The organism is Streptomyces sp. NPDC059957 (assembly GCF_042730015.1).
GTDB lineage: Bacteria > Actinomycetota > Actinomycetes > Streptomycetales > Streptomycetaceae > Streptomyces.
Map to the genome: position 1 here is coordinate 15,417 of NZ_JBHWMB010000052.1, position 26,194 is coordinate 41,610.

Below are 26,194 nucleotides of genomic sequence, written 5' to 3' on the forward strand. Positions count from 1 at the left end.
TCAGCGCACACCTTCGGCCGCCGGACACGGAGGCGTCACGGACCCGCCACGACGCCCCCATGACCGGGTCAAGCCGAGGTCAAACCCCGGTGGGCGTTCCGTACGGCGGCACGCTCCGCTCCGGGATCGCCCGGCTCGCCGTCCCGTACGGGGACCACCAACGGTGCCCCGGTGCGCGGGTGCGGGAGGACCTCCACCGGCTGGCGGTAGACCCGGCTCAGCAGCCCGTCCTCGAACACCTCCGCGGGCGGGCCGTCCACCGCGATCCTGCCGTCGTGCAGGACGGCCACCCGGTCCGCGTACGCCGCCGCCAGACCCAGGTCGTGCAGGACCACCACGACCCCGTCCCCGGCCGCCGCCCGCTCCCGGCAGATCCGCAGCACCAGCTCCTGGTGGCGCAGGTCCAGGGCCGCGGTCGGCTCGTCGAGCAGCAGCAGCGGGGCCCGCTGGGCCAGTACGCGGGCCAGCGCGACCCGGGCCCGCTCGCCGCCGGACAGCGCCGAGAACGGGCGGGCCGCGAAGCCCGTCACCTCGGTGGCGGCCATCGCGGCGGCCACCGCCTCCTCGTCGGAGTCGGCCAGCTCGGTGCCCGCCCAGGGGGCGCGGCCCATCCGTACGACGTCCTCCACGGGAAAAGGGAAGGCCAGCGCGGCCGATTGGGGGAGCACCGCCCGGCGCAGCGCCAGCTCGGGGGCCGGCCAGTCGCCCACCGGGCGCCCGTCGATCCGGACCTCCCCGGAGGCCGCCGGCAGGTCCGCGGACAGGGCCGCCAGCAGGGTGGACTTGCCCGCGCCGTTCGGCCCGACCAGGGCCAGCACCTCCCCGGCCCGCACGGTCAGCCCGATCCCGGCGAGCACCTCGCGCCCGCCCAGCCGTACGCGCAGGTCCGTGACCTCGGCGAGCGGCGCACCGGGGGCGGGCCGGGCGGGGACGGCGCGCTTGTTCCCGCGAAGGCGGAGCGCGGCGAGGCCGGAACGCAGCCGGACGCTCATGCCCAGCCTCCTTGCTTGCGGCGGGTGCGGCGCAGCAGCCAGAAGAAGAACGGGCTGCCGAGCAGGGCGGTCAGGACACCGAGCGGCAGCTCGGCGGGCTGGGCGAGGGTCCGCGCGGCCAGGTCTCCGGCGACCAGCACCACGGCTCCGGCGAGCGCGCTGCCGGGCACCAGGAACCGGTGGCCCGGACCGTTGGCCATGCGCAGCAGGTGCGGCACGAGCAGTCCGACGAAGCTGATGATCCCGGCCACGGCGACGGCCGCCGCGGTGAGCAGCGCGACGAGCAGGATCAGCGCGAGCCGCAGCCGCTCGACGTCGACGCCGAGGTGGCGGGCGGGGCGCTCGCCGAGGGACAGCAGGTCCAGCTTGCGGGAGTAGAAGGGGGCGAGGACCAGGCCGAGCAGCGCGCAGGGCAGGACGGCGAGCACCTTGGGCCAGGTGGCCTGGGCGAGGGAGCCGAGCTGCCAGAAGGTGATCTGGTTCACCTGGCCGCTGTCCGCGAAGAAGATGAACAGGCCGATCAGGGCGCCCGCGAAGGCGTTGACGGCGATGCCGGTCAGGATGAGGGTGACGACCTCGGTCTTCCCGCCGTTGCGGGAGAGCAGGTAGACGGCGCCTACGGTGATCAGCCCCGCGACGAACGCGCAGGCGGTGATGGTCCAGTTGCCGAAGAAGGTCAGGCCCAGCCCGATCGCGGCGACCGCCCCGACGGCCGCGCCCGCCGAGATCCCGATGACCCCGGGCTCGGCCAGGGGGTTGCCGAACACCCCCTGCATCAGCGCTCCGGCGCAGCCGAGGCTCGCCCCGACGAGCAGGGCGAGCACCACGCGCGGCAGCCGTACGTTCCACAGCACGCTCTCCCCGACCCGGTCGAGGGCGGCGCCCCCCAGCCCGAGGCGGTGCTGCACCGACCCGACCACCTCCCCGAGCGGGATCTCGTAGGCACCCACTCCGGCGGAGACCAGCGCGAGCAGCACGAGTACGGCGGCCAGGGCGCCGGTGAGCCAGGCGGAACCCCACCGCCGCCGGGGCGGTGCGCCGGCGGCGGTGGGGACGGCCCGGGACGCCGCCCGCCCGGGAGCGGGAAGGGGGTCCGCTCCGGGCGGCGTCTCGGGGGCTTCGTAGGAGAGGGACACGTCAGGAGGCCTTGCCGTAGAGCTGGGTGATGAGGGAGGTCAGGACCTGGTCGGTGCGGGGGCCGTAGTTGAGCAGGACCCCGTCGTCGACGGTGATGACCCGCCGGTCCATTCCGGCCGGGGTCTGGGCCACGCCCGGGATCTTGACCAGCCCGTCCACGCCGCCGACGGACTCCAGGCCCTTGGACATGACGAGGATCGCGTCGGGCGCGGCGGCCGCCAGGGCCTCGCTGGTGATCGGGGTGAAGTCCTTGCCGAGCCCCGACTCCGGGCCGGTGTCCACCGCGCCGGCCGCCTCCAGCAGGGAACCGGCGCCGGAGTCGGAGCCGCCCATCAGGTACACGGAGGCCGTGCCGCGCAGGTAGAGGAAGGCCACGCGCGGCTTCTTGCCCGAGGCGGGCAGGGCCCCCCGGGCGGCGGCGATCCGGTCGGCGGTGCGCTGGTTCAGCCGTGCGCCGGCCTCCTTGACGCCCAGCGCGGCGGCGACGGTGTCGGTCCGCTTCGCCACGTCCTCCAGGGACTTGGCCGGGGCCACCACCAGGAGGGGGATGCCCGCGTCGCGGATCTGCTGGATCGCCTCGGCGGGGCCGGAGGTGGTCTCGGCCAGTACCAGGGTCGGACGCAGCGACAGCACGCTCTCGGCGGAGACGTCGTGGCCCCGCGTCACCACCGGGAGCTCCGCTGCCTGTTCGAAGGTGGCGGTGATGTCCTTGGCGACGACCTTGGGGCCGAGCCCGAGGGTGTACACGATCTCGTTGAGTCCGCCCGTCAGCGGCACCACCCGGTCCGCCGAGGCGACGGTGACCTCGGCCCCATCCGCCGAGGCCACGGTCGCCGGAAGGACGGGCACGGGCGCCGGGGCGAGCGGTTCCACCCGGTCCGGGACGGCCGGGGCGCCCGCTCCGGTGGCGGGGGAGGGGGTGGCCGTACCTCCGCAGGCGCTCACGCCGAGTGCCAGGACCACGGAGGTCAGGGCAACGGCGAAGCGGGACACGCGGGTTGAGGCGGCGGGCGTAGGCACGAAGGCACCGTCCTGATCGTCCGACTGGGGTGGTGGACCCGGTTCGCCGGGGGTGGGGGCCCGGTTCGAGGTTCCGGGTGCCAGGGGGTTTCCCACCCGGCCGAACGTAGCTTAGGTTAGCCTAACCTCGCTCGCTAGACCCTGGAGGGGACATTCATGTCCGCAAGACCCACCCGTGCGTCCGCCGTCGCCCTGCTGGCGACCCTGGCGGCTCTGGGAGCCGTTCTGCTCCCGGCGACCGCCGCCCAGGCCGCGGGCCGCACCGTGGAGGGCGGGCGGCTCGACTGGGGCATCAAATCCTCCTTCCAGAGTTACGTCACCGGCCCGGTGGCCAAAGGCGGGTTCAAGCTGAAGAACGGAGCCGCCACGGCCGGCGGCAGCCTGTTCCGCTTCCACTCCGCCAGCGGCTCCTACGACCCGGACAGCGGCTCCCTGGAGGCTTCCTTCAGCGGCGGCGTCTCCTTCCAGGGCCACCAGAAGGCGGACGGCACGTACGAGCTGGACATGAGCGTCAGCCGCCCCACCGTCAAGATCAGCGGTGGCGGCGGCACCCTCTACGTGGACGTCTCGAGCAAGGCCAAGGAGGGCGGAGCGGTCACCACCGCCTCCCAAGTCCCCTTTGCCAAGCTGGGGCTGGGCGGGGTGAACATGAAGGGCGGCGGCAGCCCGGTCGCCCTCGCCAACATCCCGGCCACCCTCACCGAGCAGGGCGCCAAGGCCTTCGCCGGCTACTACGCGGCCGGCGCGCAGCTCGACCCGGTCTCCCTCTCCGTGGACGTCAAGGCCGCAGCTCCGGCCGCCTCGTCCTCATCCGCGCCCTCGCCGAGCACTCCGGCCGGCTCCCAGTCCCCGCAGGCCGCCGGGCAGTTCACCGACGCCGCCGTGGACTGGGGGGTGCGGCGCACCTTCCGCGAGTACGTCTCCGGCTCCATCGGCCAGGGCAAGTGGGAGCTGGCCGAAGGCGCCCAGGACGGCGGAGCGCTGTTCCGCTTCCCGCAGGGCAAGGGCGCGTACGACGGCGCGAAGGGCACCCTTGACGCCGCCTTCGCCGGGTCCGTGCACTTCACCGGGGCCCACCTCGACCTGAAACTCGCGAAGATCACGGCCAAGGTGGAGAACGGCAAGGGCGTGCTGTCCGCCGACGTCACCACCGCCGCGGACACCAAGACCGCGGTCCCGCTCGTGGAGTTCGACGCCAAGGGCCTCAAGACCGAGGGCGGCCTCGCCACCCTGACCGAAGCCCCGGCCACCCTGACCGAGGGCGGAGCCGCGGCCTTCAACTCGATGTACAAGGCCGGCACCGAGATGGACCCCGTCTCCCTCGCGGTCGCCCTCGACGCCACCGCGAAGCTCCCGGCCCTCCCGAACCTCGGCTCGACGGCCACCCCCGCGGCCCCGCCGGCCCCGACCGGGACCCCGGCCGCCGCCGCGAAGGCGGACGAGTCCTCGAACACCGGCCTGTACGCCGCCCTCGCGGTGGCCGCCCTCGTCCTCGCCGGCGGAGCGGCCTTCCTGGTCCTGCGCAACCGACGCAAGGAATCCACCGCCACCCCGGGCGCCACGACCCCGGCCCCGTCGCCCCCGGCCGCCGGCTCGGCCACCCCCTCCGACTCCCCGGACTCCTCCGGGCCCCCCGCTGCCGGCCCGCGGGACTGACGACCCCGCACCCCGAAACCGCGCCACCCGGACGGCCCGATCGCTCGGACTACCGGCACTACCGGCACTACCGGCACTACCGGCACTACCGGCACTACCGGCACTACCGGTATCGCCCGGACAGCCAGCCCGCTCGCACTACCTGCACGGCCAGCCCGCTCGCACCGCCCGGACGGCCATCCCGCTCGTACTACCCGCACTACCGGCACCGACCGGACGGCCGGCCCGCTCGCACTACCCGCACTACCGGCCCGCTCGTGCGGCCCGCACCACCCGCACGACCCACACCGCCCCTGTAGCCCGCACGGCCTGTGCGACCGCACCACCCCCGTACGTGCGCAGCGCGCCACACACGCCAGGCCCCGCAGGGCCCCGCACCACGGGCCCCGGACCGCCGGGGCCCGGACCGCCGGGCCCCGGCTCGGCCGCACCCTGCTCCGGCATGCCCCCGTTCCGTCCCTTCCGCCTCCTCGGCCCCCGTTTCAGGAGAACTCCGCCATGTCATCGATCCGCCGTCCCATCGCCCTCGCCGCCGCCGTGGCCACCTCGGCCGCGATAGCCGCCACCGCGTTCGTCCTGCCCGCCACCGCGGCGGGCAGCGCGCCGGCCGCCTCCGCGGCGCAGGGCGCCCCCGCGACGATCCCGGTCGTCGACGGCACCCTCGACTGGGGCGTTCTGGAGAGCTACCGCACCTACGTCACGACCATCGCCCAGGGCCAGATCACCGTCGCGGACGGCGCGAAGAAGACCACCAAGGGCTTCACCTTCGGCTCGGCCACCGGCGCGTACGACCCGTCGAGCCACCTCGTGACCGCCGCCTTCAAGGGCAGCGTCACCTTCAAGTCGGCCGCGCACCGCTTCGAGGTGAAGCTCGCGAACCTGCGCATCGACACCGGTAGGAAGCTGCTGATCATCGACGTCACCCGGGACGGCGTGCTCACGAAGGACGTCGCCTTCGCGAAGGTCGCCTTCGGCGGGCAGTCGATGGCCAACCTGGGCACCACGCTGACCGCCGACGCCGCCAAGCTCCTCGGCTCGGACAGCTACAAGGACAAGGCGGGCGACCCGCTGACGGCCGTACTGAAGTTCCCGCCGCCGCCCACCCAGAGCCCGTCCCCCTCCGCGAGCCCGACCAAGTCCCCGACCTCCTCCCCGTCCGCCTCCGCCTCCCCCTCCGCTTCCTCGTCGAAGCCCGCACCGTCGAAGCCGGCCTCCCCCAAGCCCACCGCCTCCACCAGCTCTCCGGCGACCGGCGGCCCGCAGCAGATCCTCGGCGGCAAGCTGGCCTGGGGCATCAAGGAGTCCTTCCGCAAGTACGTCCAGAGCGCGGGCGGCACCGTCACCCCCACCGACGGCGCGGTCGCGAACGGCGACAGCTTCGCCTTCGCCGGCGGCAAGGGCACCCTCGACACCAAGGCGCGCAAGCTCAACGCCACCTTCGCGGGCAACCTGCGCTTCCAGTACGCGGCCCACGGCATCGAGATGACCTTCGGCAACGTCCGCATCAACGCCGAGGGCGACAAGGGCACCCTGGTCCTGGACGTGAAGACGGCCTCCGGGGTCAAGACGAACATCCCCTTCGCCACGCTCGACCTCTCGAAGGCCGACTACAAGACCAAGGACGGCGTACTCGCCCTGAACGCGGTGCGCACCGCGCTCACGGCCGAGGGCTCCGCGGCCTTCGCCAACGACACCACCGGCTCCATGTACCCGGTGGGGACCCGGGCGGACGACGTCAACCTGACCGTCTCGGTGGACAAGGACGCCGTCCTGCCCCCGGCCGGCACCGGCGGCACGGGTACCACGGGCGGCACCGGCACCGGAGGCGGCGGCACCGTCGGAGGCGGCCTCGCCGCCACCGGCGCCGAGATCCCGGCCGGCGCGCTGCTCGGTTCCTCCGCCGCCATCATCGCCGCGGGCGCGGGCGCGGTGTTCGTCGCGCGCAGGCGCCGCACGGCCCAGAACTGACCCGTGCTTCAATGCCCGGGTGAACGATCTCGACGTCCTGAGGGTCTTCTGCGCGGGTGACGGCAGCCACGGCAACGCGCTGGGCGTCGTACGCGACGGCCGGTCCTGCCCCGACGACACGTCGCGGCAGGCGCTGGCCGCCGAACTGGGCTACAGCGAGACGGTGTTCGTCGACGATCCCGAGCGCGGGATCGTCGACATCCGCACCCCCGGCACCCGGATGTCCTTCGCCGGGCACCCGTTGGTCGGAGTCGCGTGGCTGCTCGACATCGAGGAGCTCCAGCCCCCGGCGGGAGCCGTATGGGCGCGCGACGACGGGGAGTTCACCTGGATCACCGCCCGCCCCGAATGGGTCGAGGGCAAGCGCACCGAGCAGTACGCCGACGCCGCCGAGGTGGACGCGCTGCCCAGCCCGCCGCCGGGTGAGGGCTGGCTGTACGCCTGGGCGTGGGAGGACGAGGCCGCGGGCCGGATCAGGGCCCGCGGTTTCCCGCGCCGCCCCGACGGGGTGATCGCGGAGGACGAGGCCACGGGCTCGGCGGCGATCGTTCTGACGGCCGAACTGAACCGGGCCCTGAACATCACCCAGGGCGCCGGCTCCCAGATCCTCACGGCCCCGGGCCCCGACGGCACCGTAGAGGTCGGCGGCCGCGTCCGCTTCGCCGAATCCAGCCTCGCCGGCGTGTGAGGCGCGGGGTCTGGGGCGGAGCCCCGGGAGCCTAGGGGGGCAGCCGTCCGCGGCGCAGGCCGCCGCGCGCCCGGGGGCGCAGCCCGGAAGGGGGGTGGGCCCAATGGGCCCGCCCCCCTTCCCCGTTCAGCCCGCCGCAGGCGTCACGCGCTCAGGGGGAACTGCTCGCCCAGCTCGCGGAAGACCGCGCCGTTGTAGTCGAAGGCGCGCTTGCACTCGTCGATGATGCGCTGCTTCTCCAGGTCGTCCGCGGCGATCGTGTCCAGCAGCTCGCGGTAGGTCCGCTTGAAGGCGGCCGGGTTGGAGATGTCCGCGAAGACGTAGAAGCGGACGCCGTCGCCCTTGCGCTCGAAGCCCCAGGTCCGCTCCGCCTTGTCGCGGATGATCTGGCCGCCGGAGAGGTCGCCCAGGTAGCGGGTGTAGTGGTGGGCCACGTACCCGCCCGGCCAGGAGGCCGCGCACTCGGCCACGCGGGCCGCGTAGGCCTCGGTGGCGGGCAGCGCGACCAGGGTCTCGCGCCATTCGGGACCCCGCAGGTGGGCCAGGTCCCGCTCGATCTCCGCGAGGCGCATCAGCTCGGGCTGTATGAACGGTCCGGCGACGGCGTCGTCCCGCAGGGCCTCGGCGGCGTCCTCCAGGGCCTTGTACACGAACCACAGCTGCTCGGTGTAGCGCGTGTACGCGTCCACCCCGAGCCGGCCGCCGAGCAGGTCGCTCATGAACGTCGAGGTCTCCGCCTCGGTGTGCTGTTCGTGGGAGGCGACACGGATGACGGTGGAGAAGGCGTCCAAGGCGGACCTCCGAGAGATCGGAAGAAAAGGGGGAGCCGGGCGTGGCGGCCGTGCCGCCACACCCGATCCTCCTACTTAGGCTTACCTAAGTCAATGTGTTCCCGACGCCTTGTCGGTAAAAACCTCCGCGAGGTGGGATTCCTCGGATCAGGGGAGCGTCAGGATCTCCGCCCCGGTGTCCGTGACCACCAGTGTGTGCTCGAACTGCGCGGTCCGCTTGCGGTCCTTCGTGACCACCGTCCAGCCGTCCTCCCACATGTCGTACTCGTGGGTGCCCAGGGTCAGCATCGGCTCGATGGTGAAGGTCATCCCGGGCTCGATGACGGTGGTGGCGTGCGGGCTGTCGTAGTGCGGGACGATCAGACCGGAGTGGAAGGACGAGTTGATCCCGTGCCCGGTGAAGTCCCGGACGACGCCGTAGCCGAAGCGCTTCGCGTACGACTCGATGACCCGGCCGATGATGTTGATCTGCCGGCCCGGCCTGACGGCCTTGATGGCCCGGTTCAGGGCCTCGCGGGTGCGCTCCACGAGCAGCCGCGACTCCTCGTCCACGTCCCCGCAGAGGTACGTGGCGTTGTTGTCGCCGTGCACCCCGCCGATGTAGGCGGTCACGTCGAGGTTGACGATGTCGCCGTCCCGCAGGACGGTCGAGTCGGGGATCCCGTGGCAGATGACCTCGTTGAGCGAGGAGCACAGGGACTTGGGGAAACCGCGGTAGCCCAGCGTCGAGGGGTAGGCGCCGTGATCGCACATGAACTCGTGGGCGACCCGGTCCAGCTCGTCGGTGGTCACCCCCGGTGCGATCAGCTTGGCGGCCTCTTCCATCGCCTGGGCGGCGATCCGGCCGGCGATGCGCATGGCCTCGATGGTCTCGGGCGTCTGCACCTCCGGTCCGGTGTACGGAGTGGGCGCGGGCTTGCCCACGTACTCGGGCCGGCGGATGTTTCCGGGAACGGAACGGACGGGAGTGAGCTCGCCTGGTACGAGCAGCGACTGGCCAGACATACGAGCGAGTGTATCGAGCGGGTATGGGGCAGCATGGCGACAGAGAGAGGAGCCTGACGATGGCCCTGTTCAAGAAGCGCCAGGTGGGCAAACCCGGCGAGTGGTATTACTGCCTGGTCCACAAGAAGGTCGAGGAAGGCCCCGAGTGCCCGGCGAAGGACCGTTTCGGCCCCTACGCGACACCCGAAGAGGCGAACCACGCCATGGAGACGGCGCAGGAGCGCAATCTCGAATGGCAGAACGACCCCAAATGGAACGACAAGACCCGTGAGACCGAGGAAGGCACGGGCACGGGTACCCCGTAGCCAGGCCTACCAGCGGCTGGGCGGCGGCGCGGCCAACTGGTCGGCCAGCCGCGCCAGCCGGTCCCGGAACCGTCTCGGCCCGCGCTGCACCGGCAGGCTGTTCTCCCCGGCCGCGGCGCTGACCAGGTGCTGCACGGTGTCCAGGTCGAGCTCGGCGGCCCCGTCCGGTACGGACAGCACCTCGTGCGCGAGGGTCCCGAGATCCGCGTCCCCGCCGTCCATGGACAGTACGGTCGCCCCCGCGCGCCGGGCGTCGTGCACCCGCTCCAGCAGCCCGTCCCCGGGCCGCTCCGGAGCCACCACCAGCAGCGTGTGACCGCGCCGGGCAGCCTCCAGCCGGCTCAGCCCGACCGACAGGTGCGGGGCGTCACCGGGCAGCACCTGGTGGCGTACGAGCGTGGGCGCCAGCTCCGGCAGCCCCGACCAGGCGGCCTCGTCGACCAGGTGTGCCGCCAGGTGCCAGGGCTCGTACTGCTCGGTCCCGACCAGCAGCAGGTTCCCGCCGGCCGGCACGACCGACCGCCGCAGCGTCCCGGCGAACCGGCGCGCGGCGCCGGGCCACTCCGTACCGGCGAGCACCTCGCGCAGCAGCGCGACTCTCACGGCGTCCACACCGGCATCCTGCCGCATGGAAGGGACAAAGGGGAGCGGTTCCCCCCATCTCCCGCCCCGCCCCGCCCCCCGCCCCGCCCCCCGAGCCGTCTCGCACCTCCGCGGGCATCTCACACGGTCCGCGCATTCGACTCTGACGATCTCGCGGCTACCCTCGCCCCCATGACCTCCACAGACAGCACGCAGCAGCCCGCGAAGGCCCCCGCCAAGGCCCCCGCCAAGGACCCCTGGGACCTCCCCGACGTCTCCGGCCTCGTCGTAGGCGTCCTCGGCGGCACCGGCGACCAGGGCCGGGGCCTCGCCTACCGGCTCGCCCGCGCCGGCCAGAAGGTGATCATCGGCTCCCGCGCCGCCGACCGCGCGCAGACCGCCGCCGACGAGCTCGGGCTCGGTGTGGAGGGCGCGGACAACGCCGAGTGCGCGCGCCGCAGCGACATCGTGATCATCGCGGTGCCGTGGGAGGGACACGCCAAGACCCTGGAATCGCTGCGCGAGGACCTCGCCGGCAAGCTCGTGGTCGACTGCGTCAACCCGCTCGGCTTCGACAAGCAGGGCGCGTACGCCCTCCAGGTCGAAGAGGGCAGCGCGGCCCAGCAGGCCGCCGCCCTCCTCCCGGACTCCCGCGTCACCGCCGCCTTCCACCACCTCTCGGCGGTGCTCCTCCAGGACGAGTCGATCGACGAGATCGACACCGACGTGATGGTCCTCGGCGAGGTCCGCGCCGACACGGACATCGTCCAGGCCCTCGCCGGCCGCATCCCCGGCATGCGGGGCGTCTTCGCGGGCCGCCTGCGCAACGCCCACCAGGTCGAATCCCTGGTGGCCAACCTCATCTCCACCAACCGCCGCTACAAGGCCCACGCGGGCCTGCGCATCACGGACGTCTGACCCGCCCGGCCCACCGGGCCCGCACAGGACTCCCAGTGGGGACCCCACAGGAACCCCACTGGGAGTCCACCGGGGCCGCCCGCCCGACCGACCCCGCACGGGACCGACGGACCGGGTGGCCCCGCGGAGCGTCCCGCCCCCTCAGCCGCGCCGCCCGCCGCGCCCCTCGGCCGGACCCAGGTGAGCCACCACACCGTGGTAGAAGCGCTCCACGGCATCGTCCACGCTGCGGATGAACCCGGACTCGGTATTCCCCCGCGTGCTCCCCATCCCCTTGAGCAGCGACAGCCGGAAACCGACGACGGCCGAGCCGTCCGCGGGCAGCAGATCGCCCGGCTCGGGCCGCAGCCGCTCCAGCGTGCCGCGCGGCCCGCTCCCCGGCCCCGCCCCGGCGCCCGGCCCGGATCCTCCCGCACCCCCCTGCGCAGTGCGTCTGGGGCGAACCGTAGCGGCGGGAGGAGGAAAAGATCACGGGATGGCGGAAATCGGCCGGACTCGAGCACGCCGGGGCATGGGGGACACTGGAGGGGCTTGAACCGCTTCAGTGTCCCCGAGGAGCCCCCGTCATGCCCCGCCTTGCCGTGTTCGCCGTCGTTCTCTGCGTCCTCGCCACTGCCGCCGCCGTGGTCTCCTTCGTTGAGGGCAGCCTGCTCGGGATCGTGTGGGTGCTGATGGCGGGCATCACGTCGAACATGGCGTGGTTCTACGTGCGCAAGGCGAAGATCGAGAAGGCCGCGGCAGCGGCCCGCACCGCGGGCTAGGTCGGCAGGTCACCAGGACGCCTGGCAGAGGCCGTTGGCGTCCTGCCAGAACTGGTAGAGGTCGCGGCCGCAGTACGCCTCCAGCTCGCCGACGCCCAGCGTTGACAGCACGCTGTACACCGCGTCGAAGAAGTACGCGTTGATCTCCGGGATCCACAGCAGCGCGAAGACGGCCAGCAGGCCGAACGGCGCCAGCGGCGCCACCTCGCGGCGGACCTTGTGGGAGAGCCAGGGCTCGATGATGCCGTAGCCGTCCAGGCCCGGGACCGGCAGGAAGTTCAGGATCGCCGCCGAGACCTGGAGCAGGGCCAGGAAGCCGAGCGCGAAGCGGAACGCCGTCGGCACGCCGTCCAGGGCGTTCAGCCAGAACGGGGCCGTGCAGACGGCCGCGAAGGCCACGTTCGTCAGCGGGCCGGCCGCGGAGATGAGGCTGTGCCGCCACCGGCCCTCGATCCGGTCGCGCTCGATGTACACCGCGCCGCCGGGCAGACCCAGGCCTCCCATGATCACGAAGAGGACGGGGAGGACGATGCTGAGCAGCGCGTGCGTGTACTTGAGGGGGTTCAGCGTCAGGTAGCCCTTCGCGCCGACGCTGAGGTCGCCGCTGTGCAGGGCGGTGCGGGCGTGCGCGTACTCGTGCAGGCACAGGGAGACGATCCAGGCCGCCGTGACGAAGAGGAACACGGCCAGCCCGGTGCTGGTCGAGTACCCCGTCCACACGGCCCACCCGGTCACCGCCATGACGGCGAAGATGCCGAGGAACACCGGACTGATCCGCCGGTCGCCGCGGTCGTGCGTGTGGTGATGACTACGGTTCTGACTGCCCTGGGGACCCATACGGCGAACCTATCCCGGAGGCGGCGCCCGAGGGGGCCCGGGGCCGGAGACAATGGGCCGGTGCGTTACGCGATGCTCGGCACCACTCAGGCCATCCGCGACGACGGGAGCACCGTACCCGTCGGCGGAGCGCGGCTGCGCGCGCTCCTGACGGCGCTCGCGCTGCGGCCGGGGCGGGCGGTGCCGGCGGCCTCGCTCATCGAGGAGGTGTGGGACGGCGACCCGCCCGCGGACGGCCCCGCGGCGCTCCAGGCGCTGGTGGGGCGGCTGCGGAGGGCGCTGGGGCGCGAGGCGGTGGGGTCCGGGGAAGGCGGTTACTGGCTCGTCGCCGACCGGGACGACATCGACCTGTACCGCTTCGAGCGGCTCGCGCGGGCGGCGGCGCGGGCGGCGGCGCAGGCCGCTCCGGCGGAGGCGGCCGCCCTCTACGACGAGGCCCTCGCCCTGTGGCGCGGCGAACCGCTCAGCTCCCTGCCGGGTACCGGGACCGGGCCGGAGGCCGCCCGCTGGGAGGCGCTACGGCTGGACGCGCGCCGGGGCCGCCTGCACGCGGCGCTGGCGCTGGGGGAGGCGGAGCGGGTCCTGCCGGAGCTGACCGCGCTGTGCGCGGGGCTGCCGCTGGACGAGCCCCTGCAGGCCCTGCGCATCCGCGCACTGCGCGACGCGGGCCGCCCGGCGGAGGCGCTGGCCGCTTACGACGGGGTCCGGCGCGACCTGGCCGCCCGCCTGGGCACCACCCCGGGTCCCGCCCTGCGCGCCCTCCACACGATCCTGCTGACCGACCCGACATCGGCCCCCCGCCGCCCCGTCCCGCCGGCCGGCCCCGGACAGCAACCCCCGGCCCCGGCCGGACACGATCACCCCGGTCCCACGCCGCTTCCTCCGCCGCCGAGCGACCCGGACCTCACCCCGCAGCCCCCTCCGCCGCCGAGCGACCCGGCCCGCGCCACGCAGCCTGCCGGCCCCGTCCTGACCGACCGCCCCGCCCGCCCGGGCCAGACCAGTCCCACCGGGAAGCCCACCCACCCCGCTGCCCCCTCACGAGGCCCCGCGACCACCCCCACCGACCCTGGCGGGGACGCCGGGGTCACGCCGGGTTCCTCCGGTACCCCGTCCGGCCCCGGCGGGCATGCCGGGGTCACGCCGGGTTCCTCCGGCACTCCGTCCGGCCCGGGCGGGGACGCTGGGATCGCGCAGGGTTCCTCCGGTACCCCGTCCGGCCCCGGCGGGCATGCCGGGGTCACGCCGGGTTCCTCCGGTACCCCGTCCGGGTCCGGCGCGCCCGGCCCGGGTTTCGGCGATGACGGGCGGTCCACCGACCCGGCCGCGCCGGACCGGTCCGCCCCGGCGCCGTCCGGGGACGGGGCGCACCCCGCCGGTCCGGTCGGGCCGGGGAGCGGGGAGCCGCGGGCCGGGGAAGGTCACGTACCGCCCGGGCCGGGCGCGGGGAACCTGCGGATGCGGCTGACCACCTTCGTCGGGCGGGAGGAGGACATCCGGGTCATCGGGGAAGACCTTGCCCGGTCGCGGCTCGTCACCCTGCTCGGACCCGGCGGCGCCGGCAAGACCCGGCTGTCGCAGGAGGCCGCCGAGGCCCACGCCCGGGCCGGCCGCGCCGCGCCGGACACGCGTCCCGCCAACCCGGAGCAGCTGTCCGCCGCCCTCGGCAGCACCGGCCCCGCCCCCGGCGCCACCGGGCTCGGCGGCACCGGCACGCCACCCGGGGGACCCGGTGGTGACGCCTGGGACGACGGGGTGTGGTTCGTGGAGTTGGCTCCCGTGGACGATCCGGAGGACGTCGCCGAGGCCGTGCTCGTCGCGCTCGGGGCTCGGGAGACCAAGCTGCGCGGCGGTACCGCCGAGGAGATGCGGGTGCTGACCGAGCGCGGGGACCGGCCCCTCGACCGCCTCGCAGAGCATTGCGCGCGGCGCCGGATGCTGCTGATCCTCGACAACTGCGAGCACGTCGTCGACGCTGCCGCCCGCCTCGCCGAGGAAGTGCTCGCGCGCTGCCCCGGCGTGCAGATCCTGGCCACCAGCCGCGAACCCCTCGGCGTGCCGGGGGAGACCCTGCGCCCGGTGGAGCCGCTGCCCGACCCCGTCGCGCTGCGGCTGCTCGACGACCGCGGGGCCGCCGCCCGGGCCGGGTTCAGCGTCGATGACGACCCGGCCGCGGCCGTCGAGATCTGCCGCCGCCTCGACGGGATGCCGCTCGCCATCGAGCTGGCCGCCGCCCGGCTGAGGCTGCTCACCCCCCGCCAGATCGCCGAGCGGCTGGACGACCGGTTCAGGCTGCTGACCGGCGGCTCGCGCACCCACCTGCCCCGCCAGCAGACCCTGCGCGCGGTGGTCGACTGGTCCTGGGACCTGCTCGACGAGCCCGAGCGGGCCGTGCTGCGCCGGCTGTCCGTCTTCGCCGGCGGCTGCGACCTCGACGCCGCCGAGGCCGTCTGCACGGACGCGGCCGAGGGCCTCGACGCCGCCGACCTCCTCGGCTCCCTCGTCGACAAGTCCCTCGTCGTCGCCGCCCCCGACAGTTCCGTCGGCGGCATGCGCTACCGCCTCCTGGAGACCGTCGCCGAGTACGCCTCCGAGCGGCTCGCCGAGGCCGGCGACGACCGCGCCGCCACCGAGCGGCGCCACCTCACCCACTACCGCGAACTCGCCCGCACCACCGAGCCGCTGCTCCGCGGTCACGGCCAGCGCGCGGCCGCCGACCGGATCGTCACCGAGTACGAGAACCTCCGTACGGCCATGCGCCGGGCCGTGGCCGTCCGGGACGTCGGCGAAGTGCTCTGCCTGCTGCACTCCCTGGTCTGGTACTGGCAGATGCACGACCTGCGCACCGAGCTCCGCCACTGGTCCGCGGCCGCCGCGGCCCTGGGCCCCGATCCCTTCGCCGAGCCCGTCGTTCCCGCCGAGCCCGTCTACGGGCGGGTCGTCGACACGCCCCCGCCGTACGAGGGGGAGCTGCTCACCGAGGCCTGGCGCGGCATCCGGATCATGTGCCTGGCCGCCCAGGACCAGGCCGACGTCAGCTGGTCCAGCCCGGAGGTCCGCATCCAGGTCGACGGCATGCTCGCCGCCTACCGCCCGGGCCTGCCGCAGACCTGCGTGGCCCCCGGGGTCCTGTGGATCTACGCGGTGATGATCGCGGGGGACCCGGTCCTGCTCCGCGAGGCCATCGAGCGGACCGTCGAGACCGCCCGCGGCCTCGGCTACCGCTGGGAGCTCGCCTCCGCCCTCCAGCTGCGCGCCAACGTGCTGGCCAACCGCGCCGACTGGGCCGGCGACGCCGCCCGGGACGCAGAGGAGAGCCTGGCCGTGTTCCGCGAACTCGGCGACGACTGGGGCTGCGCCGAGGCGCTCTCCGCCCGCGCCGAGGCCCGGGAGAAGCACGGAGAGTACGGTCTGGCCGCCGAGGACTTCCGCGCCGCCATCGAGCACGCCCGGCGACTCGGCGCGAAGGCCCAGGTCACGGTCCTGCAGGTGCGGATGGCCGGAACCCTCGTCGAGGACGGCCACGTGGAGGAGGCGGAGCGGCTGCTCACCGAGCTGCTCCCCACGATCCAGCACGTCGGCAACGAGGCCAGGCCCGCAGCCCGGATGTTCCTCGCCGGGGTGTACGGCCGCACCGGCCGCATCGAGGAGGCCCGCGCGCAGCTCCAGTCCCTGCACGAGGAGTTCTCCTTCGGCGCGTACGCCGTCTTCGACGGGTTCGTGCTCGGCACGATGGCCTGGCTCGACAACCAGGAGGGCAAGTACGAGGACGCCCTCGTCCTGGTCCGGCAGGCCATGGAGTCCGTCCGGGACCCGCTCGCCCTGCTGATGGCCCCCCAGCTCCCGGCCGTCTACCTGCTCACCGCGGCGCTCTCCCACGCCGGACTCGGCGGCCCGCAGCGGGCGTACGAGGCCGCGCGGCTGATCGGCGCCTACCGTGCCCACCTGCCGCCCCGGCATTTCCCGGTCACCACCGAGCGCGCGGACCTGGAGCTGGGCGAGCGCCTGGCCCGGGCCGCGCTCGGCGACGCCGCGTACGAGGCGGCGTACGCCGAAGGCGGCGGCCTCACCCTGGAGGAGGCCACCGCCCTCATCTGATCCGACCCGTACGGGTCCGCCCGGGACGCGATCCGGAACGGACCGGTCCGCGGATCAGGTCTTCTGGCGGAACTTCCGCACGGCGAGCGGCATGGTCACCAGCGTGATGCCGACCGACCAGGCCAGCGTGATCCACACGGAGTTGCCGAGCGGGGTCCCGTTGATCAGGGAGCGGGCCGCGTCGGCCAGGTTGGACAGCGGGTTGACGTCGGTGAAGCTCTGCAGCCAGCCGGGCATCGTCGTCGGCGGGGCGAAGATCGAGCTGCCGAACTGCAGCGGCATCAGGACCAGCATGGCCACGCCCTGGACGGCCTGGGGGGTCTTCATGCTGAGACCCAGCAGGATGAAGATCCACATCAGTGAGGCGCCGAAGACCGCCGACAGCCCGATGGCGAGGAACAGGTCGATCACCGAGGACTTGATCGACAGGCCGAGCAGGAAGCCCATGCCGAGCAGGATCGTGATGGCCACCATCATCCGGCCGAGCTCGACCACGATCTTGGCGATGAGCACCGAGGAACGGGCGATCGGCATGGACCGGAAGCGGTCCATCACGCCCTTCTTGAAGTCGTCGTTGACCCCGGTGCCCACTCCCATGGCGATGTTCATGCCCATCATCGCCATCAGGCCCGGGACCACGTAGTTGACGTACTCGCCCTGGTTGCCCTTGCCGGAGATCGCGCCGCCGAAGACGAAGACGAACAGCAGCGTGAAGATGATCGGCATGAACAGGACGTCGAACATCGACTCCGGGTCCTGCTTGATCTGCAGGACGTTGCGCCGGGCCAGCGCGCCGATGTGGCGCAGGTTGCCCCGCAGGCCGATCCGGCCCTCGTCCGCGAGGACGGGCCCGCCGGCCGGGGCGGCCGCGGTGGGGCTGGGCTTCGTCGTGGTTACGGTGCTCATGCCGCGACCTCCTCGGTCTGCTGGTTGGGGACGGAGTCCGGGGCGGTGGGCTTCTGTCCGGTGATGGACAGGAACACCTCGTCCAGGCTGGGCAGGTAGGTGCTGATGTCGGAGATCCCGTACCCGCGGGCCGCCAGCAGGCCCACCACGGCGGTCAGCTGCTCGTCGGCGAGGATCGGCACCAGGAGGGCGCCCTCGTCCGGGACGGCCTGGGAACCGGCCACCCCGTCCAGGCCGGCCTCCGCCAGGGAGCGGGCCATGCCCGGCAGGTCGGCCGGGTCGGTGGGGCGGATCCGCAGGGTCCGGCCGCCGACGCGCGCCTTCAGCTCGTCGACCTTGCCGTTGGCGATGACCCGGCCCTTGTCGATGACCGTCAGCTCGTTGGCGAGCTGCTCGGCCTCCTCCATGTACTGGGTGGTGAGCAGGACGGTGGCCCCCTCGGCGACCATGCGCTGCACCTCGTCCCAGACCTCGTTGCGGGTGCGGGGGTCCAGGCCGGTGGTCGGCTCGTCCAGGTACAGCACGGCCGGGCTGCCGATCATGGAAGCGGCCAGGTCGAGCCGGCGCCGCATGCCGCCGGAGTACGTCATCACGGCCTTCTTGGCGGCGTCCGTGAGGGAGAACCGCTCCAGCAGCTCGTCGGCGCGGCTCCGGGAGTCCTTGCGGGACAGGTCCAGCAGCCGGCCGATCATGTAGAGGTTCTCCCAGCCGGAGAGCTTCTCGTCGACCGAGGCGTACTGGCCGGTCAGGCCTATGGTCCGGCGCAGCTGCCGCGGCTGGCGGACCACGTCGAAGCCCGCGACCCGGGCGGTGCCGGCGTCGGGGGTGATCAGGGTGGAGAGGATGCGGACCAGGGTGGTCTTGCCCGCGCCGTTGGGGCCGAGGACCCCGAGGACGGTTCCCTCGCGGACATCGAGGTCCACACCGTCGAGGGCTTTGGTCTCGCCGTAGTGCTTGACCAGCCCCCGGACCTCTACGGCGTGCGAGCCGTTCAGGGGATTCTTGTCGTTTCGCGTCATGTCCACCATGGGAACAGACGCCACTGACAAAGCACCGACAAGCTGCCGACAAGCTGCCGACAGCCCGCCCGCGGGGCACCGACAGGGCGTCGTCGGCGGATCCGCAGGCAGGCCGTCGGCCGGCTGTCCGGCCACCCGCCTAGTGGAAGGCGTGCTCTTCCTGCGGGAACGTTCCGCCGACCACGTCCTCGGCGAAGGCCTTCGCCGCGTCGCCCATGGTCGCGCGCAGGTTCGCGTACTGCTTGACGAACTTCGGCATCTTCCCGCCGGTCAGCCCCATCATGTCCGTCCACACCAGCACCTGCGCGTCGCACTGCGAGCCCGCGCCGATGCCGACCGTCGGAATGTGCAGGGACCGGGTGACCTCGGCGGCCAGCTCGGCCGGGACCAGCTCCAGCACCACCGCGAAGGCGCCCGCGTCCTGCGCGGCCTTCGCGTCGCGCAGCAGCTGGTGCGCGGCCTCGTCGCCGCGGCCCTGCACCCGGTAGCCCATGGCGTTCACGGACTGCGGGGTCAGGCCCAGGTGGGACATGACCGGGATGCCCGACTGCACGATCAGCTCGGTCTGGGCCAGCGAGCGCTCGCCGCCCTCCAGCTTCACCGCGCCGACCCCGGCCTCCTTGACGAGCCGGGTGGCGCTGCGCAGCGCCTGTACGGGGCCCTCCTGGTAGGAACCGAAGGGCAGGTCGCCGATGATCAGGGCCCGGCTGGTGCCGCGTACGACGGCCGCCGACAGCAGGGTCATCTCGTCCATCGTCACCGGGACGGTGGTCTCGTAGCCGAGGTGACAGTTGCCCATCGAGTCGCCGACGAGCATGACCGGGATGCCGGCCTCGTCGAACACGGACGCCGTCATGGCGTCGTAGGCGGTGAGCATGGGCCACTTCTCGCCGCGTTCCTTGGCGAGGGTGAGGTCGCGGACGGTGATGCGCCGGGTGCCCGAGCCTCCGTACAGGGTGGGGGAGGCGGCTTCGCGGGCAGGCGAAACGGCATGCGTCATTGCAACTGCTCCTTGTTCATCTCGAGGCGCCCTTACGGCGTCCCCGGACTCACCTCCATGGTGGCACTCTCCGGGCCGTGGCGGGAAGTGGCACGAGGTCCGGTTCGTCACGGCGGCCGCGCCACGGGGGCAATGTGCGCGTTTGGTGACAAGCGGAACCCCGGCCGCTCGACCGTTCGTCCTCCCGGACGTACGGCCGAGACAATCGGCGCGGAACGCTCTGCGCATCGCCTAGGGTCAAGAGGCGGGGACGGAGCGCGAGCACGGCAGTGAGGGCAGTGGCATGGCACAGGCGTACATGACGGAGACGGGGAGCGACGGTTCGGAGCCCGAGCCCTCCCGAACGGGTCTCCGGCGCCGGCTGGCCGAGCTGCGGCGGGATCCGGGCATCTGGCGCCGCGGGATCGTGCTCGCCGCGCTCGCGGTGCTGATCTCGCTCGTCATGGTCTTCCACGCGGAGCTGCCCAACGACGTCGGCAACCTCGGCAGCCTCACCGAGACCTTCCTGCCCTGGCTGGGCCTGGCCGTCCCGGTGCTGTTCGCCGCCGCGCTCTGGCGCAAGTCCGCGACCGCGCTGATCGCGATACTGCTGACCGCCGCGGTCTGGGTGAACCTCTTCGGCGGGCTGGTCACCGACAAGGCGCACGCCGGCGGCAACCTCACGGTCGCCACCCACAACGTCGACGCCGACAACGCCGACCCGGCCGGCACCGCCGCCTCGGTCGCGGGTGCCGGGGCCGATGTCCTGGCCCTGACCGAACTCAAGGGCAGCGTCGTCCCCGCCTACGAGAAGGCACTCGCGGGTACGTACAAGTACCACTCCGTCGAGGGCACCGTCGGCCTCTGGAGCAAGTACCCGCTGGTCTCCAGCAGGCCCGTCGACATCAAGATGGGCTGGACCCGGGCCATGCGCGCCACCGTCAAGACCCCCCACGGAGAGGTGGCCGCCTTCGTGGCCCACCTCCCCTCGGTCCGCGTCAAGCTCAACGCCGGGTTCACCGCCAACCAGCGCGACAACAGCGCCGACGCCCTCGGCGCCGCGCTCGCCGCCGAACCGCTGCAGCGGGTCATCCTGCTCGGCGACCTCAACGGAACCGTCAACGACCGGGCCCTGTCCGAGGTCACCTCGCAGCTGCGTTCCACCCAGGGCGCGTCCGGGGACGGCTTCGGCTTCAGCTGGCCCGCGCAGTTCCCGATGGCCCGCATCGACCAGATCCTGGTCCGCGGGGTCACCCCCGAGGCCTCCTGGACCCTGCCCCGCACGGGCAGCGACCACCTGCCGATCGCCGCCCGCGTCACCGTGAAGCCGTAGGCCGGAGCCGCGCAGGCCGGAGCCGTGTAGGCAGGAGCCGCTCCTACGCCTGCTCGCGCCAGCCGTTCGTGATGGGCAGCCGGCGGTCCTTGCCGAAGCCCTTCGCGGAGATCTTGGTGCCCGGCGGGTACTGCCGGCGCTTGTACTCGGCGGTGTCCACCATCCGCAGGGTCTTCGCGACCAGCTCGGGCTCGTAGCCCGCCGCGACGATCGCCTCCAGGCCCTGGTCGCGGTCCACGTACAGCGAGAGGATCCCGTCCAGCACGGGGTAGTCCGGCAGCGAGTCCGTGTCCACCTGCCCCGGGCGCAGCTCGGCGCTCGGCGGCTTCACGATGGAGTTCTCCGGGATCGGCGGGGTCTCGCCGCGCTCGGCCGCCGCCCGGTTGCGGTACTCGGCGAGGCGGAAGACGTCCGACTTGTAGACGTCCTTGATCGGGCCGTATGCGCCCACGGAGTCCCCGTACAGGGTGGAGTAGCCGACGGCCAGCTCCGACTTGTTGCCCGGGGCCAGCACGATGTGGCCCTCCTGGTTGGAGAGCGCCATCAGCAGGGTGCCGCGCAGCCGGGACTGGAGGTTCTCCTCGGCGAGCCCGGTCAGGCCCAGCGCACCCATGTACGCGTCGAACATGGGCTCGATCGACACGGTCCGGAAGTTCAGGCCGGTCCGTGCCGCCAGCTCGGCCGCGTCGCCCCGGGAGTGCTCCGAGGAGTACTTGGAGGGCATCGAGACGCCGTACACGTTCTGCGCGCCGATCGCGTCGCAGGCGATCGCGGCGACGAGCGCGGAGTCGATGCCGCCGGAGAGGCCGATCAGGACCGACCGGAACCCGTTCTTGCGTACATATGCGCGCAGACCCACGACCAGCGCGTCGTAGACCTCCTCGTCGTCCTCCAGGCGGTCGGCGTAACCGCCCGTCACGACCGGCTCGTACGGCTCCACCGGCTCCTCGGTGAGGATCACCCGGTCGATGCGCAGGCCGTCGTCCACGGTGCCCTCCACGGGCGTGGCCGAGGCGGCCGGCAGGTCCAGGTCGACCAGGACGCAGCCCTCGGAGAACTGCGGGGCGCGCGCGATGACCTCGCCGGCGGAGTCGACGACGATCGAGTCCCCGTCGAACACGAGCTCGTCCTGGCCGCCGATCATCGCCAGGTAGGCGAGGGTGCAGCCCGCCTCCTGGGCGCGCTTGCGCACCAGCTCGAGACGGAGGTCGTCCTTGTTGCGCTCGTACGGGGAGGCGTTGATCGAGATCAGCAGCCCGGCCCCGGCGGAGCGGGTGGCGGGGACGCGCCCGCCCTCCTGCCAGAGGTCCTCGCAGATGGCCAGGGCCACGTCCACGCCCCGCACCCGGATCACCGGCTGCGTGTCGCCCGGCACGAAGTACCGGAACTCGTCGAAGACCCCGTAGTTGGGGAGGTGGTGCTTGCCGAAGCGCAGGACGACCTGCCCGCCGTACAGCACGGCGGCCGCGTTCTCCGGGGAGCCCGCCGGGCGGCCGAGCCGGGGCGCGGCCTTCTCCGTGCGGTCGAGGTAGCCGACGACGACCGGGAGGTCCCCGAAGCCCTCGTCCGCCAGGCGTCGGGCAAGGGCCGACAGCGCCCGGCGGGATGCTTCGACGAAGGAGCCGCGCAGGGCGAGGTCCTCGACGGGGTACCCGGTCAGCACCATTTCCGGAAACGCCACCAGGTGGGCGCCCTGTTCGGCGGAGTGCCGGGTCCAGTGGACGACCGAGTCGGCGTTGGCGGCGATGTTGCCGACCTGCGAGTCGATCTGATTCAGAGCGAGGCGTAGTTGAGGCACGCGGCCCAGTCTAATCGTCTTTCTGACGCGATGTCCTGGGAGTTGCCCGAGTCGCCGTGTCCGCAGGGGTCGTGGCGGCCGTGCCGGCCGCCGGCCCCGTCGCCGGATCAGCCGATCGGGCCGCTCCAGATCGCATCGTCGTAATCGACGCCGGGCGCGATCTCGAAGTGCAGGCTCTTGGTGCCCTTGGGCACGACGAAGGCGAAGGTGCCGGTCATCGACTCGCCGGCCATGACCGAGCCCTTGAACATCTTCGGCACGGAGGCGTCGAAGGCCATCTCGGCCTCGGTGCCCTGATCGTCGCGGGCGTTCGGCAGGGCCAGGTTGACGTCGAGCGCGGCCCCCGAGTTGTTGACGATCTTCACCGTCACCTTGACCGCGTTGCCGTTGCGGGCCTTGGGCGGGTAGGCCGTCGAGGACGGCTTGTACGCGACCGCGCGCTGCACGGTGACCTCGACGCCGTCCTCGTAGGTGTAGGGCACGCCCCAGGCCAGGGCCGAGGTCACGCCCGGGATGTCGGAGGGCGAGGGAGAGGGCGAGGCCTTGGGCGTCGGGCTCGCCGGGGCGTCGGGGGTGGGCAGGTCGTAGTCGTCGTAGTTGTACTCGTAGTCGCGGCTGTCGGCGAGGTTCCGGTCGATCTTGTCGATGACGCTCGTGGTGATGAACCAGCCGCCGGCGGAAGCGCCGAGACCGAGGAGGCTGAGGGCGGTGCCGACCGCGGCCAGCGTGGCGCGGGGGGCGCCGCGGCGGGCCCTGACTACGGCCGCGATGCCGATGCCGACGCCGGTGAGGGCGAGGAGGGCGCCGGCCCAGAAGAAGAACGGGACGAGGCCGACGAAGATGCCGAACAGGCCGAGGAGCAGCGCGGCCACGGCCAGGCCGTTCGTGGCGGCCGGGGGCGGCGGGAAGCCGGGCCCCTGCGGGCCGCCGGGGTAACCGGGGTAGCCGCCGGCGTATCCGCCGGAGGGCGTGGCCCAGGGATTGCCGGGTGCGGGGGCGCCGGGGGCGCCGTACGGGGCTCCCCACGCGGGCGCCGGGGGAGCGGCGGCGGCCACCGGGGCGGGGTTGACCGGAGCGAAGGAACCGGGGACGGCGGGGGCGCCCATCGGCGCCGAGTCCGAGGGCTGCGCCGCAACCGCGTCCGCGGGCTGGGCGGGGGCGGCGTCCGAGGGCTGCGCCGGGACCGCGTCCGCGGGCTGTGCCGCAACCGCGTCCGCGGGCTGGGCCGGAACGGCGTCCGTGGGCTGCGCCTGAGCCGCGTCCGCAGGCTGGGCCGGGGGCTCGGTCAGGGCCGGGGGCGGGGTCAGGGGCTGGGGCGGTGCGAGGGCCGGGAGCTTCTCGAGGGACAGGGGCTGCGCGGGCGCCGGTATGGGAGTCGCCTCGGATATGGGGGTCCCCGCGGGCTCCGTCGGCGGGCCGGACGGGGTGCTGGGCGGGTTCGGCGGGGTGCTCATACCGGCGGGGAGTCCTTCAGGTCGCAATCGGCGCGTGACGATCACCAGCCTGTCATGGAGTTCGGCTTCGCCGTCGGGCATTTCGGCCCCCTGTGACCGCCCTACGGGCCCCCGCGACCGCCCGCGGCCGGACCTGCGGCGCGCGGAGGGGGGCGCGCCGCGGGCCCGGTCCGGGGCGGGGGCCGGCTAGCGCAGGTAGCCGAGGACGGTCATCATCCCGGCCTCCGAGTGGAAGACGTTGTGGCAATGCACCATCCACAGACCGGGATTGTCGGCGTCGAAGTCCACCGTCAGCCTCCCGTTCGGAAGGACCACCGCCGTGTCCTTGCGGGCCCCGCCCGGCCGGCCGCCGAGGGCGAAGGTGTGCCCGTGCAGATGGAGCGGGTGCCACATCGTCGTGGAGTTGTCGAACTCCAGCCGGACCCGTTCCCCGGCCTTCACCGGGTGCCGCTGGTCCGGCGCGTACGGCTTGCCGTCGAAGGCCCAGTCGTACTTGGCCATCCCGCCGGTCAGCTTGATCCGCACGGTGCGGTCCGGTTCGCGCGCGGCCAGCGCCACCGGCTCCGCGGCCTTCAGGACGTCCGCCGTCAGCGGTCGCCCGGACAGCTCGGCGGGCCGGGTCGCGGCGGTCGGCGCCGCCCCCGCACCCGTGCGCAGCACCGCGAGCGCCGACGCGGAGTCCCCCTTGCCCTCGGCGAGCGCGGTCAGCGGGAACACCCCGTCGCCCGCCGTCACCAGGACGTCGTAGCGCTCGCCCATGCCCAGCAGCAGTGAGCGGGCGGCCGTGTGCCCGACGGGGAAGCCGTCGGTGTGGGTGACCGTGAACTCGTGGCCGCCCAGGGCGATCCGGAAGGCGGTGTCCCCGCCCGCGTTGATGATCCGGAGCCGGATGCGGTCGCCGGGGCGGGCGGTGAAGACCGAAGGGTCCTCCGGGGTGCGGCCGTTGACCAGGTAGTGCGGGTACGCGACATCGCCCGGGTCCTTGCCGAGGACCTCGCTGACTCCGCCCATGAGGACCCGGGACGGGCCGCCGCTCGCGGCGGGCGCGGGAGTGCTCATGGCGCCGGACCCGGACCCGGATCCGGACCCGTGGCCCGAATGGCCGCCGCCGCTCGAGCTCATGTCCATGCCCTTGCGGAGTTCGGCGAGCACGGCTTCGGGGGTGGAGCCGTCCACGCCGTCGAGCCAGTCGTCGAGTACGACCACCCACTCCTTGTCGTAGGAGAGGGGCTCCTTGGGGTCCTCGACGATCAGCGGCGCGTACAGGCCGCGGTCCTGCTGGACCCCGGAGTGCGGGTGGAACCAGTACGTCCCGGGGTGCGGGACGGCGAACTCGTACGCGAACGACCCGCCCGGGGCGATGTCCCGCTGGGTCAGCCCCGGTACCCCGTCCATGTCGTTGCGCAGCGCCAGGCCGTGCCAGTGCAGGGAGGTGGCCTCGGGGAGGTTGTTGGCCAGGGTCAGGGCGAGGGTGCCGCCCGCGGTGGCCCGTACCTCCTGGCCCGGGAGCCGGTCCCCGTACGCCCACGAGCGGACGGAGCGGCCGGCGCCGAGGTCGAGCGGGGTGGCGGTCGCCGTCAGCCGGACCTCGGTGCGCGGACCGGTGGCCTTGCGGGCGGCTTCGGCGGCCCGTACCTCGGCGCCGGCCGGGTCGACGTAGCCGCCGGGGGCGGGGGAGGCGGACCCCTTGCCCGTGGAGCCGGCGCCGTGGTCCATGCCGGCCATGCCGGATCCCGAGCAGGCGGCGAGCAGCCCGGAGCCGGCGAGGGCCGCGCCGGCCCCGAGGACGGCGCGGCGGGAGGGCGCGGAGGGGAAGGAGGACGGGGAGGGGGAGTCGGACGGGGAGGGCGAGGGAACGGAAGAGCGCATGGTGGAACACCTCGTGATGGTGTGAGGCAGGCAGGTGGGCACCGTCTGCCGCCGCCCCGCAGGCATGCGGGGGCGACG

Annotated in this window: 21 protein-coding genes and 1 pseudogene; 8 read left to right on the forward strand and 14 right to left on the reverse strand. The window is 73.5% G+C overall.

All coding sequences use genetic code 11. The annotated features are described in order from the left end of the window. Positions 1–68: 68 nt before the first annotated feature. The 3 genes from ACFWBW_RS29015 to ACFWBW_RS29025 are packed head-to-tail and all read right to left on the reverse strand — an operon-like array spanning position 69 to position 3,149. On the reverse strand, positions 69–992 hold the full coding sequence (locus ACFWBW_RS29015; RefSeq protein WP_385378386.1) for a heme ABC transporter ATP-binding protein: 924 nt from the start codon (positions 990–992) through the stop codon (positions 69–71). Next, a complete protein-coding gene (locus ACFWBW_RS29020; protein ID WP_385378389.1) occupies positions 989–2,128 on the reverse strand; it encodes a FecCD family ABC transporter permease in 1,140 nt (379 codons plus the stop codon). Before ACFWBW_RS29020 ends, ACFWBW_RS29015 begins: the two co-directional genes overlap by 4 nt. A 1-nt stretch (position 2,129) precedes the next feature. Further along, positions 2,130–3,149, reverse strand: a complete 1,020-nt coding sequence (locus tag ACFWBW_RS29025; protein WP_385378392.1) for a hemin ABC transporter substrate-binding protein — start codon at positions 3,147–3,149, stop codon at positions 2,130–2,132. A 156-nt stretch (positions 3,150–3,305) separates the two neighbouring features. On the opposite strand from ACFWBW_RS29025, the gene ACFWBW_RS29030 reads away from it, so the two are divergent. From ACFWBW_RS29030 to ACFWBW_RS29040, 3 genes are all read left to right on the forward strand, one after another. Next, the gene (locus tag ACFWBW_RS29030) at positions 3,306–4,805 is read left to right on the forward strand and encodes an HtaA domain-containing protein (RefSeq protein ID WP_385378395.1); all 1,500 of its coding nucleotides are present in this window, start codon (positions 3,306–3,308) and stop codon (positions 4,803–4,805) included. Positions 4,806–5,303: 498 nt separating this feature from the next. Beyond that, positions 5,304–6,773, forward strand: coding sequence for an HtaA domain-containing protein (locus ACFWBW_RS29035; RefSeq protein WP_385378399.1), 1,470 nt, complete (start codon positions 5,304–5,306; stop codon positions 6,771–6,773). A 19-nt stretch (positions 6,774–6,792) separates the two neighbouring features. Continuing rightward, positions 6,793–7,461 (forward strand): PhzF family phenazine biosynthesis protein, encoded by a 669-nt coding sequence (locus ACFWBW_RS29040; RefSeq protein ID WP_385378402.1) that lies wholly within the window; start codon positions 6,793–6,795, stop codon positions 7,459–7,461. 143 nt (positions 7,462–7,604) lie between these two features. On the opposite strand, the gene ACFWBW_RS29045 is transcribed toward ACFWBW_RS29040, so the two are convergent. Together ACFWBW_RS29045 and map are read right to left on the reverse strand one after the other, a co-directional pair. Further along, on the reverse strand, positions 7,605–8,252 hold the full coding sequence (locus ACFWBW_RS29045; RefSeq protein ID WP_385378405.1) for a heme oxygenase (biliverdin-producing): 648 nt from the start codon (positions 8,250–8,252) through the stop codon (positions 7,605–7,607). A 147-nt stretch (positions 8,253–8,399) separates the two neighbouring features. Continuing rightward, complete coding sequence (gene map / locus ACFWBW_RS29050) at positions 8,400–9,257, reverse strand: type I methionyl aminopeptidase (protein WP_250743671.1); 858 nt, start codon at positions 9,255–9,257, stop codon at positions 8,400–8,402. A gap of 59 nt (positions 9,258–9,316) precedes the next feature. Here map and ACFWBW_RS29055 point away from each other — a divergent pair, with 59 nt between their 5' ends. Then, positions 9,317–9,562 carry a hypothetical protein gene (locus tag ACFWBW_RS29055; RefSeq protein WP_385378408.1) on the forward strand — a complete coding sequence of 82 codons (246 nt, stop codon included), beginning with the start codon at positions 9,317–9,319 and terminating at the stop codon, positions 9,560–9,562. A 6-nt stretch (positions 9,563–9,568) separates the two neighbouring features. Here ACFWBW_RS29055 and ACFWBW_RS29060 read toward each other — a convergent pair whose 3' ends face one another. Further along, positions 9,569–10,174, reverse strand: a complete 606-nt coding sequence (locus ACFWBW_RS29060) for a hypothetical protein (RefSeq protein WP_385378411.1) — start codon at positions 10,172–10,174, stop codon at positions 9,569–9,571. Between the two features lie 162 nt (positions 10,175–10,336). Here ACFWBW_RS29060 and npdG point away from each other — a divergent pair, with 162 nt between their 5' ends. Further along, positions 10,337–11,062: an NADPH-dependent F420 reductase gene (npdG, locus tag ACFWBW_RS29065; protein ID WP_385378414.1), complete on the forward strand. Its 726-nt coding sequence runs from the start codon at positions 10,337–10,339 to the stop codon at positions 11,060–11,062. Positions 11,063–11,203: 141 nt separating this feature from the next. Here npdG and ACFWBW_RS29070 read toward each other — a convergent pair. Then, positions 11,204–11,440: pseudogene (locus ACFWBW_RS29070) on the reverse strand (hypothetical protein); the annotation flags it as partial. Positions 11,441–11,628: 188 nt separating this feature from the next. Here ACFWBW_RS29070 and ACFWBW_RS29075 point away from each other — a divergent pair. After that, entirely contained in the window at positions 11,629–11,823 is a 195-nt protein-coding gene (locus ACFWBW_RS29075; RefSeq protein ID WP_385378417.1) for a hypothetical protein, read from the forward strand. Between the two features lie 9 nt (positions 11,824–11,832). Here ACFWBW_RS29075 and ACFWBW_RS29080 read toward each other — a convergent pair whose 3' ends face one another. Further along, positions 11,833–12,660, reverse strand: coding sequence for a site-2 protease family protein (locus ACFWBW_RS29080; RefSeq protein WP_385378420.1), 828 nt, complete (start codon positions 12,658–12,660; stop codon positions 11,833–11,835). A gap of 60 nt (positions 12,661–12,720) precedes the next feature. On the opposite strand from ACFWBW_RS29080, the gene ACFWBW_RS29085 reads away from it, so the two are divergent. Continuing rightward, positions 12,721–16,758 carry a BTAD domain-containing putative transcriptional regulator gene (locus ACFWBW_RS29085; RefSeq protein WP_385378423.1) on the forward strand — a complete coding sequence of 1,346 codons (4,038 nt, stop codon included), beginning with the start codon at positions 12,721–12,723 and terminating at the stop codon, positions 16,756–16,758. A gap of 54 nt (positions 16,759–16,812) precedes the next feature. Here ACFWBW_RS29085 and ACFWBW_RS29090 read toward each other — a convergent pair whose 3' ends face one another. The 3 genes from ACFWBW_RS29090 to panB form a co-directional block, all read right to left on the reverse strand. Continuing rightward, complete coding sequence (locus ACFWBW_RS29090) at positions 16,813–17,664, reverse strand: ABC transporter permease (RefSeq protein WP_385378426.1); 852 nt, start codon at positions 17,662–17,664, stop codon at positions 16,813–16,815. Next, entirely contained in the window at positions 17,661–18,692 is a 1,032-nt protein-coding gene (locus ACFWBW_RS29095) for an ATP-binding cassette domain-containing protein (RefSeq protein WP_385378429.1), read from the reverse strand. Before ACFWBW_RS29095 ends, ACFWBW_RS29090 begins: the two co-directional genes overlap by 4 nt. 130 nt (positions 18,693–18,822) lie before the next feature. Further along, positions 18,823–19,683, reverse strand: a complete 861-nt coding sequence (panB, locus tag ACFWBW_RS29100) for a 3-methyl-2-oxobutanoate hydroxymethyltransferase (RefSeq protein WP_385378432.1) — start codon at positions 19,681–19,683, stop codon at positions 18,823–18,825. 283 nt (positions 19,684–19,966) lie between these two features. Here panB and ACFWBW_RS29105 point away from each other — a divergent pair, with 283 nt between their 5' ends. Next, a complete protein-coding gene (locus tag ACFWBW_RS29105) occupies positions 19,967–20,995 on the forward strand; it encodes an endonuclease/exonuclease/phosphatase family protein (protein ID WP_385378435.1) in 1,029 nt (342 codons plus the stop codon). Between the two features lie 43 nt (positions 20,996–21,038). Here the strand turns inward: ACFWBW_RS29105 and ACFWBW_RS29110 are convergent, their stop codons facing one another. The 3 genes from ACFWBW_RS29110 to ACFWBW_RS29120 form a co-directional block, all read right to left on the reverse strand. After that, the gene (locus ACFWBW_RS29110; RefSeq protein WP_385378438.1) at positions 21,039–22,793 is read right to left on the reverse strand and encodes an NAD+ synthase; all 1,755 of its coding nucleotides are present in this window, start codon (positions 22,791–22,793) and stop codon (positions 21,039–21,041) included. Positions 22,794–22,900: 107 nt separating this feature from the next. Continuing rightward, the gene (locus ACFWBW_RS29115) at positions 22,901–24,247 is read right to left on the reverse strand and encodes a DUF4352 domain-containing protein (protein WP_385378441.1); all 1,347 of its coding nucleotides are present in this window, start codon (positions 24,245–24,247) and stop codon (positions 22,901–22,903) included. 186 nt (positions 24,248–24,433) lie between these two features. Continuing rightward, positions 24,434–26,116 carry a multicopper oxidase family protein gene (locus ACFWBW_RS29120; protein ID WP_385378443.1) on the reverse strand — a complete coding sequence of 561 codons (1,683 nt, stop codon included), beginning with the start codon at positions 26,114–26,116 and terminating at the stop codon, positions 24,434–24,436. Positions 26,117–26,194: the final 78 nt, after the last annotated feature.